21 protein-coding genes and 1 tRNA gene are annotated in these 22,731 nt (G+C 60.9%); 8 read left to right on the plus strand and 14 right to left on the minus strand.

Annotated elements, in window-relative coordinates; genetic code table 11:
- The 5 genes from E4662_RS11495 (at nucleotide 1) to E4662_RS11515 (ending at nucleotide 5,551) form a co-directional block, all read left to right on the plus strand.
- Complete coding sequence (locus E4662_RS11495) at nucleotides 1-1,083, plus strand: polyamine ABC transporter substrate-binding protein (protein ID WP_136441712.1); 1,083 nt, start codon at nucleotides 1-3, stop codon at nucleotides 1,081-1,083.
- 84 nt (nucleotides 1,084-1,167) lie between these two features.
- Entirely contained in the window at nucleotides 1,168-2,526 is a 1,359-nt protein-coding gene (locus tag E4662_RS11500; RefSeq protein WP_136441713.1) for an ABC transporter ATP-binding protein, read from the plus strand.
- 33 nt (nucleotides 2,527-2,559) lie between these two features.
- On the plus strand, nucleotides 2,560-3,450 hold the full coding sequence (locus E4662_RS11505; RefSeq protein WP_136441714.1) for an ABC transporter permease subunit: 891 nt from the start codon (nucleotides 2,560-2,562) through the stop codon (nucleotides 3,448-3,450).
- A complete protein-coding gene (locus tag E4662_RS11510; protein WP_136441715.1) occupies nucleotides 3,447-4,265 on the plus strand; it encodes an ABC transporter permease in 819 nt (272 codons plus the stop codon). Before E4662_RS11505 ends, E4662_RS11510 begins: the two co-directional genes overlap by 4 nt.
- Nucleotides 4,262-5,551, plus strand: a complete 1,290-nt coding sequence (locus E4662_RS11515; protein ID WP_136441716.1) for an NAD(P)/FAD-dependent oxidoreductase — start codon at nucleotides 4,262-4,264, stop codon at nucleotides 5,549-5,551. Before E4662_RS11510 ends, E4662_RS11515 begins: the two co-directional genes overlap by 4 nt.
- Before the next feature lie 8 nt (nucleotides 5,552-5,559).
- Here the strand turns inward: E4662_RS11515 and E4662_RS11520 are convergent, their stop codons facing one another.
- Nucleotides 5,560-6,471, minus strand: a complete 912-nt coding sequence (locus E4662_RS11520; protein WP_136441717.1) for a DMT family transporter — start codon at nucleotides 6,469-6,471, stop codon at nucleotides 5,560-5,562.
- 65 nt (nucleotides 6,472-6,536) lie between these two features.
- Entirely contained in the window at nucleotides 6,537-6,761 is a 225-nt protein-coding gene (locus tag E4662_RS24080) for a hypothetical protein (protein ID WP_168797960.1), read from the minus strand.
- Between the two features lie 185 nt (nucleotides 6,762-6,946).
- On the opposite strand from E4662_RS24080, the gene E4662_RS11530 reads away from it, so the two are divergent.
- Nucleotides 6,947-8,074, plus strand: a complete 1,128-nt coding sequence (locus E4662_RS11530) for an S-(hydroxymethyl)glutathione dehydrogenase/class III alcohol dehydrogenase (protein WP_136441719.1) — start codon at nucleotides 6,947-6,949, stop codon at nucleotides 8,072-8,074.
- A gap of 184 nt (nucleotides 8,075-8,258) precedes the next feature.
- Here the strand turns inward: E4662_RS11530 and E4662_RS11535 are convergent, their stop codons facing one another.
- Nucleotides 8,259-9,461 (minus strand): winged helix-turn-helix domain-containing protein, encoded by a 1,203-nt coding sequence (locus E4662_RS11535; RefSeq protein ID WP_136441720.1) that lies wholly within the window; start codon nucleotides 9,459-9,461, stop codon nucleotides 8,259-8,261.
- Between the two features lies 1 nt (nucleotide 9,462).
- On the minus strand, nucleotides 9,463-10,488 hold the full coding sequence (locus E4662_RS11540; protein WP_136441721.1) for a LacI family DNA-binding transcriptional regulator: 1,026 nt from the start codon (nucleotides 10,486-10,488) through the stop codon (nucleotides 9,463-9,465).
- A gap of 105 nt (nucleotides 10,489-10,593) precedes the next feature.
- On the opposite strand from E4662_RS11540, the gene E4662_RS11545 reads away from it, so the two are divergent.
- Nucleotides 10,594-10,670, plus strand: a tRNA-Arg gene (locus E4662_RS11545).
- A 32-nt stretch (nucleotides 10,671-10,702) separates the two neighbouring features.
- Here the strand turns inward: E4662_RS11545 and E4662_RS11550 are convergent.
- The 10 genes from E4662_RS11550 to E4662_RS11590 form a co-directional block, all read right to left on the minus strand.
- Nucleotides 10,703-12,040: a sigma-54-dependent transcriptional regulator gene (locus E4662_RS11550; protein WP_136441722.1), complete on the minus strand. Its 1,338-nt coding sequence runs from the start codon at nucleotides 12,038-12,040 to the stop codon at nucleotides 10,703-10,705.
- A gap of 7 nt (nucleotides 12,041-12,047) precedes the next feature.
- A complete protein-coding gene (locus E4662_RS24425) occupies nucleotides 12,048-12,173 on the minus strand; it encodes a hypothetical protein (RefSeq protein WP_276606308.1) in 126 nt (41 codons plus the stop codon).
- 4 nt (nucleotides 12,174-12,177) lie between these two features.
- The gene (locus tag E4662_RS11555; protein ID WP_136441723.1) at nucleotides 12,178-13,443 is read right to left on the minus strand and encodes a c-type cytochrome; all 1,266 of its coding nucleotides are present in this window, start codon (nucleotides 13,441-13,443) and stop codon (nucleotides 12,178-12,180) included.
- Nucleotides 13,440-14,648, minus strand: a complete 1,209-nt coding sequence (locus tag E4662_RS11560; protein WP_136441724.1) for a formate dehydrogenase subunit gamma — start codon at nucleotides 14,646-14,648, stop codon at nucleotides 13,440-13,442. Before E4662_RS11560 ends, E4662_RS11555 begins: the two co-directional genes overlap by 4 nt.
- Before the next feature lie 142 nt (nucleotides 14,649-14,790).
- Entirely contained in the window at nucleotides 14,791-15,384 is a 594-nt protein-coding gene (gene fdh3B / locus E4662_RS11565) for a formate dehydrogenase FDH3 subunit beta (RefSeq protein ID WP_136441725.1), read from the minus strand.
- Nucleotides 15,385-15,396: 12 nt separating this feature from the next.
- Entirely contained in the window at nucleotides 15,397-18,291 is a 2,895-nt protein-coding gene (locus tag E4662_RS11570; RefSeq protein WP_136441726.1) for a formate dehydrogenase subunit alpha, read from the minus strand.
- A 119-nt stretch (nucleotides 18,292-18,410) separates the two neighbouring features.
- Entirely contained in the window at nucleotides 18,411-18,593 is a 183-nt protein-coding gene (locus E4662_RS11575; RefSeq protein ID WP_136441727.1) for a twin-arginine translocation pathway signal protein, read from the minus strand.
- Between the two features lie 66 nt (nucleotides 18,594-18,659).
- A complete protein-coding gene (locus tag E4662_RS11580; protein ID WP_136442102.1) occupies nucleotides 18,660-19,268 on the minus strand; it encodes a TorD/DmsD family molecular chaperone in 609 nt (202 codons plus the stop codon).
- A gap of 9 nt (nucleotides 19,269-19,277) precedes the next feature.
- Nucleotides 19,278-19,874, minus strand: coding sequence for a DUF3306 domain-containing protein (locus tag E4662_RS11585; protein ID WP_136441728.1), 597 nt, complete (start codon nucleotides 19,872-19,874; stop codon nucleotides 19,278-19,280).
- A complete protein-coding gene (locus E4662_RS11590; RefSeq protein WP_136442103.1) occupies nucleotides 19,871-20,404 on the minus strand; it encodes a DUF3305 domain-containing protein in 534 nt (177 codons plus the stop codon). The genes E4662_RS11585 and E4662_RS11590 overlap by 4 nt, the downstream gene beginning before the upstream one ends.
- A 373-nt stretch (nucleotides 20,405-20,777) precedes the next feature.
- Here E4662_RS11590 and E4662_RS11595 point away from each other — a divergent pair, with 373 nt between their 5' ends.
- Nucleotides 20,778-22,730: a 4Fe-4S binding protein gene (locus E4662_RS11595; protein WP_136441729.1), complete on the plus strand. Its 1,953-nt coding sequence runs from the start codon at nucleotides 20,778-20,780 to the stop codon at nucleotides 22,728-22,730.
- Nucleotide 22,731: the final 1 nt, after the last annotated feature.

The raw sequence follows: 22,731 nt of genomic DNA on the forward strand, positions 1-22,731 counted from the left end.
ATGAAAACCCTGATGACTTGCACCGCCGGCCTCGCACTTGTGGCTGGCATGGCGGCCGCCGAAGAGGTCCGTGTCTACAACTGGTCCGATTACATCGACGAAGGCCTGCTCGAAAAATTCGAGGCGGAAACCGGTATCGATCTGATCTACGACGTCTTTGACAGCAACGAACTGCTTGAGACCAAGATGTTGGCGGGCGGCTCCGGCTATGACGTGGTTGTGCCCACGGGCACCTTCCTTCAACGCCAGATCATGGCGGGCGCGTTCCAGAAGCTCGACGCCTCCAAACTTTCGAACAGCGCGAACATGTGGGACGTGATCTCGGACCGCACGGCGACCTACGATCCCGGCAACGAGTATTCGATCAATTACATGTGGGGCACCACCGGCATTGGCGTAAACACCGGCAAAGTGGCCGAGGTTCTCGGAGCGGACGCGCCGATCAACTCGCTGTCGCTGATCATGGACCCGGCCAACATGGAAAAGCTCGCCTCCTGCGGTGTGCACATCCTTGATGCCCCGACCGAAATCATTCCGGCTGCGCTCGCCTATGCGGGCATGAACCCCGACGGCAAGGACGCCGAGTCGCTCGCCAAGGCCGAAGAGATCCTGATGGCCGTGCGCCCGCACGTTCAGAAGTTCCATTCCTCCGAATACATCAACGCGCTCGCCAACGGCGACATCTGCGTGGCTTTCGGCTGGTCCGGCGACATTCTGCAAGCGCGTGACCGGGCGGCCGAGGCGGGCAACGGTGTAGAGGTTGCTTACAATGCACCGGTTGAAGGCGCATTGATGTGGTTTGACCAGATGGCCATTCCCGTTGACGCCCCGAACCCGGAAGGCGCGCACAAGTTCCTGGATTTCATCATGAATGCCGAGAACATGGCTGCAGCGTCCAACTATGTCTACTACGCCAACGGCAACAAGGCCTCGCAGGAGTTCCTCGCCGAGGACGTGATCGGGGATACCGCGATTTACCCGGACGAAGCCGCGCTCGAGACGCTCTATACGGTGACGCCTTTCGGACCGAAAGAGCAGCGTACGCTGACGCGCCTCTGGACCAAGATCAAGTCGGGCACCTGATACGCCGCAAGGCGATGACCTGACATGTACCACGTTCGCGCGGGCCGTCGTTTCCGCGCGGGCACTTAACGACCGGGAGCCCCCATGGCCGCATCCGTTTTCGCCCCCTGGACCGATCCGGACCAGAAACCGCTCATCGAATTTCGCAATGTAACCAAGCGGTTCGGCGACTTCACAGCGATCAATGACCTGTCCTTGAAGATATACGAACGGGAATTCTTTGCGCTTCTTGGCCCTTCGGGCTGCGGCAAGACAACCATGATGCGGATGCTCGCGGGATTCGAGACGCCGACACAGGGCAATATCCTTCTCGGCGGCCAGGTGATCGACGATGTGCCGCCCAACAAGCGCGCGGTGAACATGATGTTCCAAAGCTATGCGCTCTTTCCGCACCTGTCGATCTGGGACAACATCGCGTTTGGACTCAAACGCGAATCCAGGGACAAGGCCAGCATAGAGGCCCGCGTCGAAGAGATGCTCCGCCTCACCCGCCTTACCAAATTTGCCCTGCGTAAACCGCACCAAATCTCCGGCGGCCAGCGCCAGCGCGTCGCTCTGGCCCGGTCTCTGGCGAAGGCGCCCAAGCTGCTTTTGCTGGATGAACCTCTCGGTGCGCTTGACAAAAAACTGCGCGAAGAAACGCAGTTTGAGCTGATGGACATTCAGGAGAAGACCGGCACGACCTTTGTCATCGTCACACACGATCAGGAAGAGGCGATGACCGTCGCCTCCCGTGTGGCCGTGATGGACGAAGGCAGGCTCGTGCAGGTTTCCACCCCGGATGTGATCTATGAAGCGCCCAATTCGGTCTATGTCGCCGGCTTCATTGGCGACGTAAACCTGATCAAGGGAACCGCCTCTGCCCGAACCACTGCGACGGTTGAAGAGCCGGAAGCGCCCACTCAACCCGCCGAAAACACACCAAGCGCCGCACAACAAGAACGCACGCCAAGACCAAATTCCTACGGTGAGTGGCTGCACGACACCTTGCTGTCCCCGATCTTGGGCAAGCGCGTCGAAGCCCCGAAGCCAAAACAGCTCCCCGCGCCAACCCCGGAGGAAACCGCGACCGCCAAAGCCGCCGAAGCGCCGGACATTCCCGAAGGCGGGCTGTCCCTCAAATGGGCGGACGGTGAACCCGACCTGATCGCAGTCAACGGAGATCCGGCGTTGGACGGCAAGGAAGTGACGCTTGCCTTGAGACCGGAAAAATTCAGCATTTCCAAAACGAAGCCAACCGGTGTCGCCAATGCCGTGAAAGGCAAGGTGATAGATATTGGCTATCTGGGGAACATCTCGACCTACCACGTCGAATTGCCCGGCGGGCTGATGGTCAAGAGCCAGGTCACCAACACCCGCCGCATTGCGCGGCGCGACATCACCTGGGAAGATACGGTCTGGCTGAGCTTTACAGCCACTGCTGGCGTGGTGTTGCCCGAATGAGCCTTCGCAAACGGATAAGACAGGACCGCCGCCATGCGTAGAGCTGTCCTCATTGCCATCCCCTATGTCTGGCTCGTGGCGCTGTTCCTCGTGCCGTTCCTGATCGTTTTGAAGATCTCACTCTCGGACATCGCCCTCGCCCGTCCGCCCTACACGCCCCAGCTTGATTTGGCCGCTGGATGGGACGGGATCAAAAGCTTCTTTGCCGCGCTGGATTTCGAGAACTTCACCTTCCTGGCCACCGACGATCTTTATTGGAAGGCCTATCTGTCATCCCTCAAGATCGCGCTCGTCTCGACCTTCCTGACCCTGCTTGTCGGCTATCCCATCGCCTACGGCATGGCGCGCGCCGCGCCCGAATGGCGCCCGACGCTGCTGATGCTGGTGATCCTGCCGTTCTGGACCTCCTTCCTGATCCGCGTTTATTCGTGGATGGGCATTCTTTCGACAGAAGGCGTTCTCAACCAGTTCCTGCTTGGGATTGGCGTGATTTCCGAACCTTTGCAGATCATGAATACCAACACCGCCGTCTACATCGGCATCGTCTACACCTACCTGCCCTTCATGATCCTGCCGATCTATTCGGCCTTGGAGAAGCTGGACGACAGCCTACTCGAAGCTGCCGAAGACCTTGGTTGCTCGCGGCTTTCTGCCTTCTGGCTGGTCACGATCCCGCTCTCGACTGGCGGCATCGTCGCCGGGTGTTTCCTCGTTTTCATTCCGGCTTTGGGTGAGTTCGTCATCCCCTCGCTGCTCGGCGGGTCGGACACGCTGATGATCGGCAAAGTGCTTTGGGAAGAGTTCTTCTCCAACCGCGATTGGCCGGTGGCCTCTGCGGTGGCGGTGATCCTGCTGTTGATCCTCGTGATCCCGATCATCCTGTTTCAACGCAATCAGCAACTGGCACGGGAGGCGGACACATGAGACGGTTTTCATGGTTCAACGCCACCTCCCTGACGCTGGGCTTTGCCTTCCTTTACCTGCCGATGATCATCCTCGTGATCTACAGCTTCAACGAAAGCCGTCTTGTGACCGTTTGGGCCGGGTTTTCAACGAAATGGTATGGTGAGCTGATCCAGAACGAAGAGTTTCTGGGGGCGGCCTGGGTCACGGCCAAGGTCGCGTTTTTCTCTTCATGCCTTGCTACCGTTCTCGGCACCATGGCCGCTTACGTCATAGTCCGCGCAGGACGTTTCAAAGGGCGCACGTTGTTTTCCGGCATGATTTACGCGCCGCTTGTCATGCCGGAAGTGATCACGGGCCTGTCCCTCCTGCTGCTCTTTATCGGCATCGGCCTCGACCGGGGCATCCTGACCGTTGTCCTTGCCCATACCACCTTCGCCATGTGTTACGTGTCCGTGGTGGTATCCTCCCGATTGGTCTCGTTCGACCGATCGCTGGAGGAAGCCGCGCTCGATTTGGGGTGCTCGCCTTTTGAAGCGTTCCGACTTGTGACCTTGCCGATCATCGCGCCCGCCGTAATCTCTGGCTGGCTGCTGGCCTTCACCCTCTCGCTCGACGATCTGGTGATCGCCAGTTTCACCACCGGGCCGGGCGCAACAACCCTGCCGATCAAGGTTTTCTCCGCCGTGCGCCTCGGCGTCAGCCCTGAAATCAACGCGCTCAGCACCTTGATGATCGCCATTGTCACAGTTGGCGTCATCACCGCATCGCTGGTTTCAAAACGGGCCGCGGTCCAGCAAGCGCGGGATGAACGGGCGGCAGAGCGCGCCGAATGAGGCGGCTCTTCGAGGCAGACGCCTACAAACCCCAACCCGGCAACTACTGGGCCACGACGCGCCCCAAGTCTGACTGGCCCACGTTGGAAAACGACGGTCAAACAGAGGTCGCCATCATCGGCGGCGGTTTCACCGGGTTGAATGCTGCGCTCGCCCTCGCAGAACATGGCGTCGCAGCAACCGTGCTGGAAGCCGAAACACCGGGGTTCGGAGCCTCCGGGCGCAACGGCGGATTTTGCTGTCAGGGCGGTGCGCTTCTGGAAAGCGAGGCGCTGCGCAAGCGCTTCGGGGCGGAAGAAGCCGACCTGTGGGCGCAGGCCGAAAACGCTGCCATAGACCATGTGGCAGGCCTTCTCGAAACGCATGGCATAAACGCGGACACCCATTCGAACGGCGAAATCTGCCTGGCACACTCGAAATCCGCCGCGCGCCGGATGGCAAAAAAGCCCGGATTTATTCCCCCCGTAGCGTTGAAGGAGCAAGGGCTCGGCGGCCCTTGGCTGGGCGGCTCACGCACGCCCAAGGGCTTTGCCCTCAATCCACAGAAATACCACGACGGCCTTGCGCGTGCGGCTTTTGGTGCCGGCGCGAAACTGTTTGCCCGATCCCCAGTGACGGCTCTGAGCCAATCCGGCGGCAAGTGGCGATTACAGACGCCGCACGGCACCATCACCGCAGACAAGGTCATTCTGGCGACAAATGGATACTCCTCCGAAGATATCCCATCATGGCTGCGCAGCCGCACTATGCCCGTTCAGTCCAGCGTGATTGTCACGCGTCCCATCAAGGCTGAAGAGCAGGACGCTGCGGGTTGGACCTCGGACATGATGGCTTATGACAGCCGCGCTCTGCTGCACTATTTCCGCCTGATGCCAAACGGACGTTTTCTGTTTGGGATGCGGGGTGGGCTCCGGGCGACACCGCGCGCGCAACGGGCAATTTCGCGAAAGATCCGCAAGGATTTTCGCGCCCTCTTCCCAGCCTGGCGCGACATCGAGATCGAATACGAATGGAGCGGCTTGGTGTGCCTGATGGCTTCATTGGTGCCCTTTATCGGGCCAGTGCCCGAGCAAAGCGGGCTCTTCGCGGCGCTTGGATACCATGGAAACGGTGTTGCCTTCGGCAGCTTCGCAGGACGGCTCATCGCCCACCAATTGATGGATAAGGATCCGAAGACGCCCGCGCCCATGTTCCTGCGGACACCACCCGGCCGGTTTCCGTTCGGGATGCATCGGCGTCACTTGCTGCGGCCCGCCTATCTCGCTGCGGACCTTCTGGATTTATAGAACGCGCCCTACCACTTGGCGGCCACGGGGCGCGCCTTCCCCCGCTTCAACCCAAGCTGCCGTTCACGCCAGATGATCAGGACACCGGCAGCCATCACAATCGCAGAGCCGATCAGGACCATCACTGTTGGCACTTCGTCAAAGAAGACATAGCCAAACAGAATGGCGAAGAGGATCGAGGCATAGTCGAACGGTGCAAGCAAAGCCGCCTCCGCATGGCGGTAAGAGGACGTCAAAAGAATCTGCGCGACCCCGCCCACCAATCCCGCCAGCACGAGTTGGGCGAACACAACAGGCTCGGGCCAAACCCAGCCGAAAGGTGCGGTGAGCAGTGAAAAAAGCGTCGCGGTCATGGAGAACCAGAACACGATAGCTGCCGTCTCTTCGGTTGCCACCATCCGCCGGATGTGGATTTGCGCCAGAGCCCGAAGCACGGCGGAAATCAGAATACACGCCACGCCCAAAGCAGCCGCCTGATCCAAAGCATCCAACGACAAGCGCGGCCACAGCACCACCACGACACCGACCAGACCCAGGGCCACCGCGCTCATACGGAAAAGCCGGATGCGCTCACCCAGCAATAGGGCTGCAAAGAGTACGGTCAGCAGCGGTGCCGCATAGCCCAGCGCCGTAACTTCGGGCAATGGCAACAGGCCCAGAGCCGTGAACCCGGTCCCCATGGCCGCCACCCCGATCAGGCCGCGCCAGACGTGGCCCATGGGCCTTTTGACCTTCAGCCCGACCTTCAAGTCGCCACGCCAAGCCAGCCATCCGATAATCACCGGCAAAGCAAAGAACGACCGGAAGAAGACAGCCTCTCCCGGCGGAACGCTCTCAGAACTGGCTTTGATAAGCGAAGCCATAACAGTGAAGATCAAGACCGCGCCGAGCTTCAGCGCGATACCGTGCAGGGGGGACATGGAACCTCCGGAATGGGCCTACCGTGGACCCAAGCCGAAAAAAGGTCAATCCTACTTCCCCGTTATCACCGCGCCTTGGGATGCATTAGATCCTGCCGCAAGCGGGCAATATTGGCTTGAATGATCCTTTCGTCCGGATGCGGCCCATGTTTGATCGCGCGAAGCGCGCTCAAGGCCGCTTCGTTGCGACGGATCTGCGCAAGCAAAGCCGCGCTGTCCGTGCCGTCGGCCTCTGATTGCACCTCCGGGGCAAGGGCGGGACCGGATTTCAAGGGGGTGTATAGCGACATGCCGTCTGACCTTCTCTTTTCACTCCGATGCGCACACTGAGGCAAAATCCCGAAGATTCTCTCAACCCTGCCCGGAATTTTGCAAATTGCCGCGCCACCGACGAAATTTGCCGTTTCCGCGCTTGCAGGGTGTCGTTCAATGTTCAAAGCTGGAGAAAACGCCAATTGAACAGGGAGGAACAGACATGCGCACAAAGGCAGCTGTTGCATTGGAGGCAGGCAAGCCTCTGGAAATCATGGAAGTCGAACTCGATGCCCCCAAGGCGGGCGAGGTTCTCATCGAGATCAAGGCGACCGGGATTTGCCACACGGATGAGTTCACCCTGTCCGGGGCAGACCCGGAAGGACTCTTTCCGTCAATCCTCGGCCACGAAGGGGCCGGTGTGGTCGTCGAAGTTGGGGAAGGCGTCACCACGCTCAAACCCGGCGATCACGTGATCCCGCTTTATACCCCGGAATGCCGCGAGTGCTATTCCTGCCTGTCAGGCAAAACCAATCTCTGCACCGCCATCCGCAACACCCAGGGCCAGGGCCTGATGCCCGATGGCACGACCCGCTTTCACATGCTCGATGGCACGCCAATCTACCACTACATGGGTTGCTCCACCTTCGCCAACCACACGGTGATGCCGGAGATCGCTTTGGCCAAGGTTCGCGATGACGCGCCATTTGACAAGATTTGCTACATCGGTTGCGGCGTCACCACCGGCATCGGCGCGGTAATCAACACCGCAGGGGTCGAGATCGGCTCCACCGCAGCGGTTTTTGGCCTTGGCGGGATTGGCCTCAACGTGATTCAGGGCCTGCGAATGGCCGGTGCGGACATGATCATCGGGATCGACCTGAACGACGACAAAGCCGAAATGGCGAAGAAGTTCGGCATGACGCATTTCATCAACCCGTCGAAGGTTGAAAACACGGTTGCCGAGATCACCAAGCTGACCCAGCGCGGCCATGACCACATCGGCGGTGTTGATTACTCCTTTGACGCCACAGGCAACGTGCAAGTCATGCGCGATGCACTGGAATGCTCGCACCGTGGCTGGGGCGTGTCCGTGGTTATCGGCGTGGCCCCGGCCGGAGCCGAGATCAGCACCCGGCCGTTCCAACTGGTGACCGGGCGGGTCTGGAAAGGCACGGCGTTCGGCGGCGCCAAAGGCCGGACCGATGTGCCGAAGATCGTGGACTGGTACATGGACGGCAAAGTGGAGATTGATCCGATGATCACCCACACCATGCCTTTGGAAGAGATCAACACCGCGTTTGATCTGATGCACAAGGGCGAGAGTATTCGTTCGGTTGTGATCTATTGAGCAAGGCGGCGGGGCAAAGCCCCGCCCTACGGACCGTTGCACTCCTCCAGGCGGTGCCGCGCAAGCGGCGCCGTTTGTGTTTTGGATATTTTCGCAGAAGAGAAGCAGCAAGAGCAGTACATCGAGGTCTGAGCAAGCGATGGAGTCTTTTGGCTCTCGTGCCAACGGCCCGAACCCGACCGGATTACTCGAAAGAGTTCCGTAGCCAGCCGGACTTCCACGTCACCTCATCAACACCTGTGAACCGAGCTACGCGCGTCAGTTCCGCTTCCAGCCGCGCCTGCCTGCCATCGCCCCAGCGTACACCGCGCTCTGGCCAAAGGGCTGTGACGTCCAGCGATCCGTCCGCCCGGTTCGCGGCCATGTCGATACGGCCGACCAGCCTGTCTCCTTCGAGAAGCGGAAAGACGTAATAGCCGTACTTGCGCTTCGCTGCTGGGACAAAAATCTCGATCCTGTAGTTGAACCCGAACAAGCGCTCCGCCCGTTGCCGATCCCGCAATGCCGGGTCGAAGGGCGACAGCACGCGCAACCGCTTTGTCGGCTCCGGCGCGTCTTGCGCTTCTTCATGCGCATTTGCGAAAGCGACGCTTTTGCGCCAACTGCCATCGGTGGATTGCACATCGACCGGACGAACAAGGCCGCTTTTCAGCGCGTCATCCATCCAGGACTTCGCCTCGTGCGGGCGTAGCGTATCCCAAAACGCAGCCAGCTCGCCCGCCGTCGCGAACCCCAACCGTTCCAGCGCATTCCGGCAAAGCCAATCTACGGTCTCGGGATCCGACACATCGATTGAGCGGTAGGGATCAGGGATTACATGTTCCGTCAGATCATAGACTTTGCGAAAGCTCTCTCGGCGCGTGACCGACAGAACCCCGCTGCGCCACAAGTACTCAAGCGCAGTCTTGGACGGGTGCCAGTCCCACCAGCCGCCCTTTGACCGCGCCTCACCTTCGCCCACGTCCGCCGAACCGCAGGGCCCATGCGCCTGAATGCGTTCCAGAATGTCGTCAATCTTGTGAGAAAATGCGCGCCGTTGCCCCTCTGACCACCGCGTCTTGAGACGTTCCTCATCGCGCCGGAACCGCATCCGCCAATAGGGAAAAAACTTGCAGGGGATCACAGAGGCATCGTGTGTCCAATGCTCGAACAAGCCCCGGTGTTTCTCCAGAAGTGGCGGCAAATGGGAGGGTCTGTATGCGGGCCTGCGGGCAAAAAGGATCATGTCATGCGCGCGTTCGACCGTGCGCACGCTGTCGACCTGCACAAACCCAAGCTGTTCGATCAAGGCTTGAAGGTCAGCGCCTTTGCCCGGCCCGGAGGGGGCCGCCGCCAGCCCGTGTTTGTGCAAGAACAGACGTCGGGCGAGGCGGTTTTCGAGCCGCACCTCAACGCCGTTTCAGCGTATCGCCAAAGGACAGCGTGGGCGTGAGATCAATCACCTTTTTCTCCGGTTCCTCTTCGCCCGCAACACGCGATGCGATGATCTGCGCGGCTTTGGTGCCGATCTCCGTGCGGCAGGCATCCATGGTCGCCAGTTGGCGCGGCAAACCCTGCAGCAGTTCGACGCCGTTGAACCCGGCAAGGCCAATCTGCCCGGGGATATCAATCCCTTGTGCCATCAGTTCCATGAGACCGCCGGCGGCGATCATATCATTGGAATAGTAGAGGAAATCCAGCTCCGGATCCCGCTCCAGCATGGCGCGGGTCAACTCCCGCCCCTTGGCCAAAGCCGATCCGCCGGAATAGAATTCCTGATCGGCAATTTCGATACCCTCCTTGGCGAGCGCCTCGGTAAAGCCTTCAAACCGCTTCCGCGCCCGGTGATCGAGCGGCATTTTCGTGCCCATGAAGCCAATGCGCTGATAGCCTTGCTTCAGGATGGCGCGCGCCATTTCACGTCCGGCGCGGCGGTGGCTGATACCCACGGCGCTGTCGATCGGCTTGCCGTCCGTATCCATGATCTCCACAACCGGAATACCACTGGCCTTGAGCATGGCGGTCGAGGCTTCCGAGTGTTCGAGACCGGCAATGATCACACCAGACGGTCGCCAGGACAGCATTTCGTAAAGAACGCGTTCTTCTTTCTCCGGCATGTAGTCCGTGACGCCGACCACCGGCTGCAAATCCGTCTGTTCCAGAACGGCACTGATGCCAGACATGACTTCGGGAAACACCATGTTGCGCAAGGAGGGAATGATCACCGCTACGAGATTGACGCGCTGACTGGCCAATGCTCCGGCGATCTTGTTCGGCACGTAGCCAAGGGCCTTGGCCGCTTCGAGCACCTTCTCCCGCGTCGCTTGACTGACATCACCCCGGTTTCGAAGAACACGACTGACTGTCATTTCAGACACCCCGCAGGCTTCGGAGACATCACGGAGGGTCAGGGGGCGGGAATCGTCGTTGCTCACTGGCAAAGTCCTTTTCTTTTCTGCAATCGTTACCGCAAACGGCCGCAGGCGCAAGCGCGTTGCGGGATGACAAGCATTGCGGAGCAAGGTAAGAGCAAATCTCAAGGCCCCGTGGCTCAACTGGATAGAGCAGCCCCCTCCTAAGGGGCAGGTTGCAGGTTCGAATCCTGCCGGGGTCGCCATGTGTTTTCTAGCGCGACCACCGCTCCTCAGACTATCCGGTCCAGGCCGCCATTTTGCGGTCAATGGTTTTACGGGAGACGCCGAGACGCCGTGCGGCCTCAGCCCTGTTGCCATCGCAAAGATCGAGCACGTGCAAGATGTGGCGTTGCATCACCAGATCAAGGTTCTCGATGGCCTGTGCACCGGAAACCGCGCCGCTGCCGGCAAATTCGTCAGGGAAGGCACCAAGAATCACCGAGCGCTCCACCATGTTCCGCAGCTCGCGCACGTTGCCGGGCCAGTTGTATCGTCGCAGGTTCAGCAACGTCTCTTCGTCCAGGGACAACAGCGGCATACCGAGCGAGGTGGCGAATTGCGCCGTAAAGGCGGCTGCCAGTTCCACGATGTCTTCGGACCGATCCCGCAACGGCGGCAAGGCCACCTGCATGACGTTGATCCGGTGATAAAGATCGGCCCGGAAGCTTCCCTGCGCCACGGCCTCTTCCAGGTCCGCGTTGGTCGCGAACAAGAACCGTAGGTTCAATGGGATTTCCCGTTCGGCCCCCAAGGGGCGGACTTTGCGGTCCTCGATCACCCTCAGCAATGCCGCCTGAAGCGGCTCGGGCATTTGGGCGACCTCGTCAAAGAAAAGCGTTCCGCCATCTGCGAGGAAGAGCAGGCCCGGTTTCAGCTTGCCGCCCTCTTCCACGTGGCCAAACAGCTCTGCGGCGATGCGGTCGGCGGGTATGGTCGCGCAGTTCACGGCAACAAACGGGCGTTCAGCATTGCCTGAGAGCTGATGCAGATGGCGTGCTGCCAGTTCCTTGCCCGTACCGCTTTCCCCGGTAAAGAGAACCGGCGTCGGCAATGGTGCTAGGCGACAGAGCAACCGGCGCAGGTCCTCCATCGCGCGAGAGGCGCCAAGCAACGTGCCCGGCCCGCCCTCGGCATAGAGCTCGCGCCGCAAGAGCGTGTTGTCCCGGCGCAGATACTTGCGATCAAGCGTTCGCGCAACAGCGGACAATATCTGGTTGGCGCGGAACGGTTTCAGAACAAAGTCACTGACCCCGGCCCGCAGGGCAGCAATCGCCGTTTCCAGATCGGCATAGGCGGTGATCATCACAACGTCCGCAAAGAAACCCTTGCGCCTTTGCTCCGTCACCCACTCGAGCCCGGTACATCCCGGCATGACATTGTCGAGGATGACGAGATCAAAATGCGCTTCGTCCAGTTTGACCGTCGCCTCAGCGGGCGATCCCGCCTGAGCAACCCGTTTGCAACGGGGTTCAAGGATCTTGGTGAGGAAATGGCGCATACCAACCTCGTCGTCGATGACAAGGATCGACGCTCCGGACAATGTGCTTCCGTAGATTTCAGTGGCTGTGTTCATTCAGTGACTATTCCAGACGTACGTTCGCACCGGAAGAGAGGTCTTGCGTGGAAAACCCGATTTCCTGCAGCGCGAAATAGGCACCAAAGGCAATCAGGATCATGGCGGCGAAACCGGCGAACATGGCTTTCATCGGATCACTCCTGCGTGGCGGATCTTAAGAAGTTGACAAGATCGGCTCTATCAGACGCCGCAGAGATGATCTGCATCGGCATCTTGGAACCTGGAATATAGTGGTCGGGGCCCTGATCGAACAGCGCGTCTATGGTCGTAGAGTCCCATGTGATCGGGCTGTTCTTCAGGGTATCGGAATAGCGGTACTCCGGCAGCGTCCCGGCGCGGCGTCCGAAAATGCCGTGCAAACTGGGGCCAGCCTTGCGGGAAGGACCGGGTTCCAGAGCATGGCAAATCGAGCACTTGCGCATGAACTGCCGCTCTCCGTTCGGCATTGTTTCCGGCGCGCGCAGGAAAGCGCGCTCTTGGCCCATGGTGTTGTCGAAGGCATCGAGCGCTTCGACGGGCCAGCCATACGCCAGATCATCAAGCCCTCCGGCCCAGATCGTTGCGCCATCCGGCGAAAAGGCCAAAGCCCAGACAGGACCGCTGCGCGTCGCGCGGAAATCGCGTGTGATGCGCCACGCGCCCGTGTCGATCATCATGATGTAGCCTTGCCCGTCGCCCACCGCCAACTGGCGCGTTTCGGCGTGGTAAGCCATCGACAGTATCGGGCGGCGATCAAGCGTAAAGTCCGCGATCTCTTCGCCTTCGTGAGAGAGCACCCGCGTGCCGCCATCCACAGCCCCATAGGCAAGCCATTTTTCGGCAACAATCAACGTGTTGATCCCGAACCCATGTTTGACCAATGGACGCGGGCCAGCCTCGTCCCAAAGCCTGAGCGTTCCATCGCTGGATGCGGAGTAGAGCCGGTTGCCAGCATCGAAGCCGACCGCGTTCACCCCGGATTCATGCCCCGTCAGAACGCGCCGTGGGGTCTTGCCATCGGGTGGGCCAAGATGAATGGATCCGTCCCAACTGGCGCTTGCCATCTGGCTGCCATCGGCGGTGATCGCAATGTCACTGACCTTGCCTTTGTGGCGGCTGATCTCGACTGCGGCCGTGCTCTCCGGTTTCCATTGCAGAACCCGGAAATCATCGCTTCCCGACAGAAGTCCCAGCCCGGGCGAGGTTTCCACAACCGTCACAGCCGCGTCATGGCCTTCGAGCCAGACCGGCGCGCGTCCCTGCCAAAGCCCGACCGTGTTGTCAAAACTGGCCGTCGCCACGCGCCCGTCACCCGATACGGCAATGTCCATGATCGGGCCGCCATGCCCTTTCAAAGTGGTGAACTCTTGCGCCACCAAGGGCGGCGCAAGGCAGATCAGGACGGCGAAGAGACGCATCATTCGGCTGGCGTGGCCTTGGCTTCGGGCGCGTCAGTCGCGCTGCGCTTGGCCAGTTCTTCCTCGAGCCAGATCGAGTGGTGCTGATGCGCCCAGGCTTCATCCACTTCACCGGTCGTCATGGCGTCAGACGCGCCCTCCATGCCAACGGAGCCGATGTAGATATGTGCGATCACAATCGCCATGAGCACAAAGGCCACGATGGCATGCCACAGCTGGGTCAGTTGCATTTCTTCCTGAGGCGCGAGCGTGGTCGGCAGCGGCTCCAGACCAACCCAACCGGGCGCTCCGATGTCGTTCAAAATGCCGAATGTCTTGGCCATCAGAGGCAGTTCAAACGGGAAAAGCAGGGACACACCCGACAGGGAAATGGACCCGCCCAGCACGATCACGCTCCAGAAAATGATTTTCTGGCCGCCGTTGAATTTCTTCGCGGGAGGGTGGTTCTTGCCAATGATACCACCAAACTGGGCAAACCATTTGATGTCGGTACGATCTGGAATGTTGTGCCAAACCCAGAACACGAAGACCATGACAAGTGCCAGGATGAAACCCCAGGCGATGTTGTTGTGGATCAGTTTCGATGCCGTCAACAGGGTTGCATTGAACTCCTTCCCAAGCATCGGCGCGATGAACATGCGTCCAAACAGGACAAACAGCCCGGTGATCCCCAGCAGGATAAATGACCCGGCCAGAAGCCAATGGGCAAAGCGTTCGATTGCCTTGAACCGGGTTACGGTCCGGCCTGTCATCGGCTCGTCGATTCCAATACGCCCGCGCAAGAGGTAGAACAGGATCAGAGCACCAATGGTGCCCAGAAGCAGATAACCGCCCCAGGTGCTGAGCGGTCCTTCTCGGAAGGCGAACCAGCGCATGCCGCCGTCCTGTACCAGAACCTTGCCCACTTCCGTGCCGTCGGACACGCGCACATCGGCCTTGTTGTAGCGCAACGCGCGCCACAGTTCCGGATCGGACGCGCCGCCAAGCGGACCCAGCCCCGGCGCGGTCAGTGCATCGCCGCCGATGGCGTCAGAGCGGAAACTGTCGTCGATTGTCTCGCCGCGTTGCCGGGCCAGAATGTCTTCCAGCGTTTGCGCGCCGCCCGTGGCGCTGCGGTCTGCGGAAACGGTTTCGCTCTGCTGAGCGGAAACAGGAAAGGAAAGTGCCACTGTCAAAGCAATGACAAGGGCCAGCACATGGCGCAGCATGGGACTTCTCCAAGATCGTCGAATGCATAGGGCGCGCAGAGCTTTCACCAACCCTTAGGTTGTGACAGCGCGTCGCCCTGAATTGAAATCATGCGGGCCGAGGCAGGAGGAATGCCCGGCCCGCAATAGGGATCAGACGGGATTAACCGTCTTTTTGATCGTAGGCCGTGCCCCAGCCCCAGGCGCCGGAGCCGAAGCCACGGGCAACCACGCGCTCGCGGTAGATGGCGGAGACAACGTCTCCGTCACCGGCGAGCAGGGCTTTTGTCGAACACATTTCCGCGCAGATCGGCAGTTTGCCTTCTGCGATCCGGTTCCGCCCGTATTTGGCGAACTCGGCCGTCGAGTGGTTATCCTCGGGGCCACCGGCACAGAACGTGCATTTGTCCATCTTGCCACGGGACCCGAAGTTGCCCGCCTGCGGGTACTGCGGCGCGCCGAAGGGGCACGCATAGAAGCAGTAGCCGCAGCCGATGCACAGGTCTTTGGAGTGCAGGACGACGCCTTCTTCGTTCTGATAGAAGCAGTCGACCGGGCACACCGCCATACAGGGCGCATCCGAACAGTGCATACAGGCGACCGAGATCGACCGTTCACCGGGCTGACCATCCTGGATGGTCACGACGCGGCGGCGGTTGATCCCCCAGGGCACCTCGTGTTCGTTCTTACAGGCCGTGACACAGGCGTTGCATTCAATGCAGCGCTCCGCGTCACATAGGAACTTTGCTCTAGCCATATCGTGTCCTCCTTACGCGGGCATGATCTTGCAGAGAGTACATTTCGTCTCCTGCATCTGGGTGACCGAGTCATAGCCATAGGTCTGAGCCGTGTTGGTGCTTTCGCCCAGCACATAGGGGTCAGCTCCATCCGGGTACTTGCCCCGAAGGTCGTCACCCTGGAAATGACCGCCGAAGTGGAACGGCATGAAGGCAACGCCCTCGCCGACCCGCTGGGTGACCATCGCCATGACCTTGACCTTGCCGCCTTCCGGACCTTCGACCCAGACCTGAGCCCCATCACGAACACCAAGATTGTTGGCGTCGCGCGGGTTGATCTCCACGAACATGTCCTGCTGCAACTCGGCCAGCCACGGGTTGGACCGAGTTTCATCCCCGCCACCTTCGTATTCCACCAGACGGCCGGAGGTCAGCACGATTGGGTAATCCTTGCTGAAGTCCTGCTTCTGGATCGAGGCATACATGGTCGGCAAGCGATAGAACTTGCGGTCTTCGTAGGTTGGGTAATCCGCGACCAGATCACGCCGCGGCGTGTAGAGCGGTTCGCGGTGCAGCGGAACCGGATCCGGGAAGGTCCAGACAACCGCACGGGCCTTGGCATTGCCAAACGGCGCACAGCCGTGGGCAATCGCAACCCGCTGGATACCGCCCGAAAGGTCGGTTTTCCAGTTGGTCTTGGGCCCGGCCACCGCATCGATGCTGGCGCGTTCCTCATCGGTCAGATCACCGTCCCAACCAAGGTCCATCAGCATCTGCATGGTGAACTCGGGATAGCCATCCTGGATTTCCGAACCCGCCGAATAGACGCCATCCGCAAGCAGATTGTCGCCATCGCGTTCCACACCGAAACGGGCGCGGAAGGTCAGGCCGCCTTCGGCCACCGGCTTGGACATGTCATAGAGGTTCGGCGTCCCCGGGTGACCCATTTCCGCCGTTCCCCAGCACGGCCATGGCAAACCGTAGTAATCGCCATCTGCCGGACCGCCAATCGCCTGAAGCGTTGTACGATCGAAGGTGTGCTGGTTCTCCATGTGGAGCTTGATCCGCTCCGGGCTCTGACCGGTGTAACCGATGGTCCAAAGACCTCTGTTGAACTCGCGCGTGATGCTCTCAACATTCGGCGTGTTCTCGTCTTCCATCTCGATGTTGCGGAAGAAACGATCAGCCCAGCCGAACTTGTTCGCGAAGAGGCCCATGATCTCGTGATCGGTCTTGGACTCGAACAGCGGATCAACCACCTTCTCGCGCCACTGCAGGGACCGGTTCGACGCCGTGACGGAGCCACGGGTTTCGAACTGGGTACAGGCCGGCAGCAGATAGACACCATCTGTTCGGTCATGAAGCACGGCAGAAACGGTGGGATACGGGTCAACGACGACCAGCATGTCCAGCATTTCCATTGCCTTCTTCATCTCAACCTGACGGGTCTGAGAGTTCGGCGCGTGGCCCCAAAGTACCATGGCCCGAACATTGTCGGGGTTGTCCATGTTCTCCGGGTCTTCAAGGATGCCGTCGATCCAGCGGCTCACCGGAATACCGGTCAGGTTCTGGAGGCTCTTTTCCTTGCCATCGGCGCTGGTGGTCTTGGCGAACTGGCCGCTCAGCCACTCATCGTCCTCACCCCAGACACGGCCCCAGTGGCCCCATGCGCCTTTGGACAGGCCATAGTAGCCCGGCAGCGTGTGGGACAGAACGCCAAGGTCGGTTGCACCCTGCACGTTGTCGTGGCCGCGGAAGATGTTGGTGCCGCCACCGGAGGTGCCCATGTTGCCAAGAGCAAGCTGCAGCACGCAGTAGGCGCGCGTGTTGTTGTTGCCGTTGGTGTGCTGCGTGCCACCCATGCACCAAATCACGGTGCCCGGACGGTTGTTCGCCATGGTGCGTGCAACGCGCTTGAGCTGCGAGCCCGGCGTGCCGGTGACGCGCTCAACCTCTTCAGGGGTCCACTTTGCGACTTCCTCGCGGATCTGGTCCATGCCCCAAACACGGGTGCGGATGAACTCTTTGTCCTCCCAGCCGTTTTCGAAGATGTGCCAGAGAATACCCCAGACCAGCGCCACGTCGGTGCCCGGACGGAACCGAACATATTCGTCGGCATGGGCCGCGGTGCGAGTAAAGCGCGGATCGCAGACGATCAGCGGCGCGTTGTTCATCTCCTTGGCGCGCAGAACGTGCAGCAGCGAGACAGGGTGCGCCTCGGCCGGGTTGCCGCCGATGATGAAGATCGCACGGGAGTTGTGAATGTCATTGTAGGAGTTGGTCATGGCGCCGTAGCCCCATGTGTTCGCAACGCCCGCAACGGTGGTGGAGTGACAGATCCGCGCCTGGTGATCCACGTTGTTCGTGCCCCAGTAGGCGGCGAACTTGCGGAACAGGTAGGCCTGTTCGTTGTTGTGCTTGGCCGAGCCGAGCCAGTAGACGCTGTCAGGTCCGCTTTCTTCGCGGATCTTCATCATGCCGTCGCCGATCTCGTTGATCGCCTGCTCCCAGCTGATGCGCTTCCACTCACCACCCTCTTTTTTCATCGGGTACTTCAGGCGGCGCTCGCCGTGCGCGTGTTCGCGGACGGAGGCACCCTTGGCGCAATGCGCACCGAGGTTGAAGGGGCTGTCCCAACCGGGCTCCTGCCCGACCCAGACGCCATCGCTGACCTCGGCCACGACGGTACAACCGACGGAGCAGTGTGTGCAGACGGATTTCTTCAGTTCAACGGCCCCGGTTGCGGCCGTCGCCGCACTGGCTTGCTGAACGGTACCACCGGTTGCGGCGATCGCGGCCATGCCACCAATGGCAAGACCCGATCCGCGCAAAAAGGCGCGGCGGTCCACCGAAGCGTTTGCCGCCTCGGAAAGGATACTTGTCCGCTGGGGGCGTCGCGCAACCCCGTTGGTCTTTTTCCTGAGCATGTTTCTATCTCCCTTGCGTGCGGGGCTTGGGCCCGCTTGCTTGGTTATGGCTTTTGGGTCTCTCGGCGGTCGGGCGTCACGCAACCAGTTGCCGAAAGGCGGGGGTGATCACGTCCGGTTCAGAACCGGGCGGAATCGAGGTAGGCGCGGGTGTGCGCAGTGTCCTGCATCTTGTCAGACGACAGATCAGGTTCGGCGGCCTCGGCCTCCGTGCCGGTGGCAACAGCAACCGCCGCAAGCGGTGCCGTGGTTCCGGCGATCTTCAGGAAATCACGCCGCGAAGCGCCCTTTTCCTTGCTCATGAGAGTCCTCCTCTCTGGTTGTCGGGCAAAGCCCGGTACATCGCGGGATCAGCCCCCCGCAGGGCATCACGATCCGAGGCGGAACGCCTCGGTCTCAATCTCGACAAACCGCGCACCCAGCGCACCGACGGGGGCGTAGAACACGGAGTTCTTCGCCCCTTCGAGGTCCGCAAAGAAATGGCCCGCCCAAGGGGCAAGGTGACGGTTGAAAAAGGTTTTCTGAGCCTCAAGCGAAGCAGGCGCACCGAACCGCCCGACGATCATGGCACCCATCATCTCCATCAGGCTGGCGATGTTGTCTTCCGGCTCGAACACGTTGTCGGCACGGGCCAGCCCCTGCGCCGTCATGTCCTGACGCAGCGTGGCCAGTGGTTTCTCGTTCAGGAAGCCCGTGAGATAGAACGACGCGTAGGGAAGCAACTCGCCCCGACCCAGTCCAATGAACAGCTTGTTGAACTCGCTTTCAGCCGCCTTCGGGCCGGTGACGCGTGCCAGTTTTGCCAGCGTGTTGATCGCTTGTCCGAGATCACTCTCATCCCCTGCCAGTCCGGCGGTCTGCGACAGCAGCATTTCATCCGGCGGCCCCGCGAGGATCAGCCCGAGGAAGTTGTAGAGATCAGCCCGCAGGCGGTCCTCTTCTGCAATCTGTCCGGTTTCGGCGGTCTGGGCGGTCATGGTCATCCTTTACGTCGCAAATCGAAACTGCATCCGGCGCGAAGACGCGGGCAGAGGATCAGGCTCCTCGTCCATCGCAAATTCCGGGATCGGCGCAGGGGCAATCGTGGGGATCGGGGCAGGCTCCGGCGGGCGGACAGCGGACACGAGCAGATCGAGCTCTTCTGTCTCTTCGCCCTCCTCGGTCTCCGAAGCCTCTTCGGTGTCTTCTTCCAGGTCGGCGAACTTGTCGAACATGCCTTTGCCAACCTGGTAGACGGTCTGCATGTTCTCGACGACGGTGGCAGCGTCGGTGAAGTCTTCACCGTAGTCGACCAATCCGTCCAGATTGGCCAGAACCGGGTTGAGGCCCCAAAGACGGCGCAGGGCACGGGTCTTCAGGCGCTGCGGCAGCGCCGACTGCAGAAACTCACGCACTGCCTCCGCGCTGTCCAACTGCTCCGGCTCGGGCAGGCCGTGTTCGGCGAGAAGCGCTTCGTCGCTTTGCTCTTCCAGCGCCGCTTCGCGCGCGGCCTCCTGAACCGCTTCTTCGGCCAGCACATCAGCGCGCTGCTCATCTGCGACGGCCGCCTTGCGGCGAGACCAGAAATCCCCACCGCGGCTCATGACAACCTCTGCTTTTTCAAACTGGGAGAGGCGTAGACGTCGCTTGCCGATCCAATGCGCGGATCACCGATACCGTCCTGCACGAGATCAATCCGTTTCTTGTCACGCTTGCGCTTTACAAAGGCCTGATCCTCGTGATGCGCATCGACAAATTCCTGCACCCAGGCGAGCAACCCGTGCGGCATGGGCACCTTTTCCACGATCTCTTCGCCGCTGTCGGTATAATCCTGCGCCTCGTAGGGAGAGACGGTGGCAAGAACCACCTCAAGCGGCGCCTCGCCCGATGCGTCGCGCATGATGACGTAGACGCTGGGGCTTTGTGCGGTGAGCCCATGCAGGTAGGCTTCGGTTTCTGCGCCATGAAGTTCGAGCGTCACGGTCGCCGCGTGGAATTCCGCAACCTCGCCTTCCCGCCGCAGCTCCCGCCAATCAGCGGGGCCAGCACCGGGGAGAACGGCGACAGCAGTCCATGTCCACGGCACCCACCGTGTAACGCCCGGCGACTTGCGCAGGACGATGCCCAGAGGCATTGCACCATATTTCTTCGGATGACGGATCACGCTGATTTTCTTCTCCCTGACCCTAAGAGACCCCCTGACCGTCTGTGACAAAAGATGTTTTTGGCCAATCCGGACAACAAGCGGCAATCCCGGACAAATTGGGCAAGCCCTCCCCGCCGCCCCTCCGGCTCGGGACGTTTTGTCTATCTCGACTGTTACAGTCGGAAATTGCCCTTACGGCAAATCGAGCGAATCACGCGGCAAAAACCTTGATGATTCGCGAGGGTCACGCCCGGACACCGCACCGGAAAACCGGTTGTGAAGCGCTGCGAATCGTTGCTAGCGTAACGGCAAGAATGCCGGAAAATCGGCTCGAAATCACGTTGGGAAGGCGACAAAATCGATGTCCAAGACACTGATAACATGTGATTGTTCAGGAAGCCTGACGTTGGATGCCGACCGTTTGTCGAAAGCGACTGGTCAGGTCGTTGCCCCCCCCTGCTCTGCCCTGTGCACCAGCCAGCTTGAGCGCGCGGCTCAGGCGATGGAGGGGGATGACACAGTTTTTTGCTGTACGCAGGAGTCGCGGGTTTTCGAGGCTCTGGCAGAGGAGATGGACCGGCCTGTTCCGCCCATGCTTGACCTGCGTGACCGTGCCGGGTGGACCTCGGACGACCGCGATACACTACCCAAAATGTCCGCCCTCGTGGCAGAGGCAATGTTGCCCGCCGCGCCCGAAAAAACCGTGGATGTTGTCAGCGAAGGCCTGTGCCTCATTCTCGGCTCAGGCGAGGCGTCAGTCGACGCCGCCACGCAACTCGCACCGCATCTGGGTGTGACGCTTCTGCTTCCGCCGGGGGCAGACATTCCCGACACGCGCGCCTTCGACGTCATCTGCGGTGAGTTGCGCCGCGCCTCAGGCGCCCTGGGGCAGTTCGATGTGGTGATCGATGGCCTGCAGCAAGTCGAGCCCGGTGGACGCGGTGGCTTCGCACTGTCGGACCCGAGGGATGGCGGGCAATCGCAATGCGATGTGATCCTCGATCTGCGGGGCGACACGCCGCTCTTTCCAGCCCACGAAAAGCGTGAAGGCTATCTGCGCGCCGACCCGTCCCATGCCCCAGCCGTCTCTGCTGCGGTCATGGCGGCCTCGCATTTGGTCGGAACGTTTGAAAAGCCGCTGTATATTCGCAGCGAACCACTGCTCTGCGCCCATTCCCGCGCCGAGCAAGCGGGATGCTCGCGCTGCCTCGATCTCTGCCCGACCGGCGCAATCACGCCCAAGGGAGAACATGTCGAGATTGACCCGATGGTCTGCGCCGGTTGCGGGGCCTGTTCCTCGGTCTGCCCGTCCGGGGCGATCAGCTACGACGCACCACCGGTTGATCTGATCATGCGCCGCATTCAGACACTGGCCAAAGCTTATCTCGATGCCGGGGGAGATGCGCCCCGCCTCTTGGTTCATGACGCTTCAGGTGCTGACCTGATCCGGGCCAGCGCGCGCTACGGGCGCGGACTGCCCGCAGATGTGATACCGATGGAGTTGCCGGTGCTTGGCACGTTTGGCCATGCCGAATGCCTTGCCGCTCTGGCCGCCGGGTTTGGCGAGGTGATCCTCCGCCCCGGACGCGGAACCGACCGCGACGCGCTGGATCAGCAGCTTGAACTGGCCCGCGCACTTGCCCCGAACCCAGCCTGCCTGCGCGTTGCCGACACGGACGATCCCGATGCGCTTGAAGAAGCCCTTTGGACTGAACTGCCCGCCCCTGGCTTGGAGAACCCGGTGCGCCCGATGGGCAGCCGCCGCCAGGTCACCCGCGCCGCCGCGCGCGCGTTGCATCCAGAGGTCGAGACGCTGCCGCTTCCGGCAGGCGCGCCCTATGGCGCGGTGCTTGTCGACAGCAGCGCCTGCACGCTTTGCCTCAGCTGCGTGTCGCTTTGCCCCTCCGGCGCGCTCGGGGACAACCCGGACCAACCGCAGCTCCGTTTCCAGGAAGACGCCTGCCTGCAATGCGGGCTCTGCGCCAACATCTGCCCGGAGAACGCGATCACGCTGGAACCGCAGCTGAACCTGACGGACAGCGCCCTGAACCAACAGATTCTGCACGAGGAAGAACCCTTTGCCTGCATCGAATGCGGCGCTTTGTTCGGCGTGAAATCCACCATTGAGAGAATCACGGAGAAACTGGCCTCTCACTCGATGTTCCAGGGAGAGGACAAGCTGCGCATGATCCAGATGTGCGACGATTGCCGTGTGTCAGCGCAGTTCCGCGCCAGCGACAATCCGTTCCAGGGCGGCGAACGCCCGATGCCGCGCACCACTGACGATTACCTGTCCAAGCGGCGTGACCATTGAA

Origin of the sequence: Pacificoceanicola onchidii (assembly GCF_004804335.1) — a bacterium.
In the GTDB taxonomy this organism is placed as follows: Bacteria; Pseudomonadota; Alphaproteobacteria; order Rhodobacterales; family Rhodobacteraceae; genus Pacificoceanicola; species Pacificoceanicola onchidii.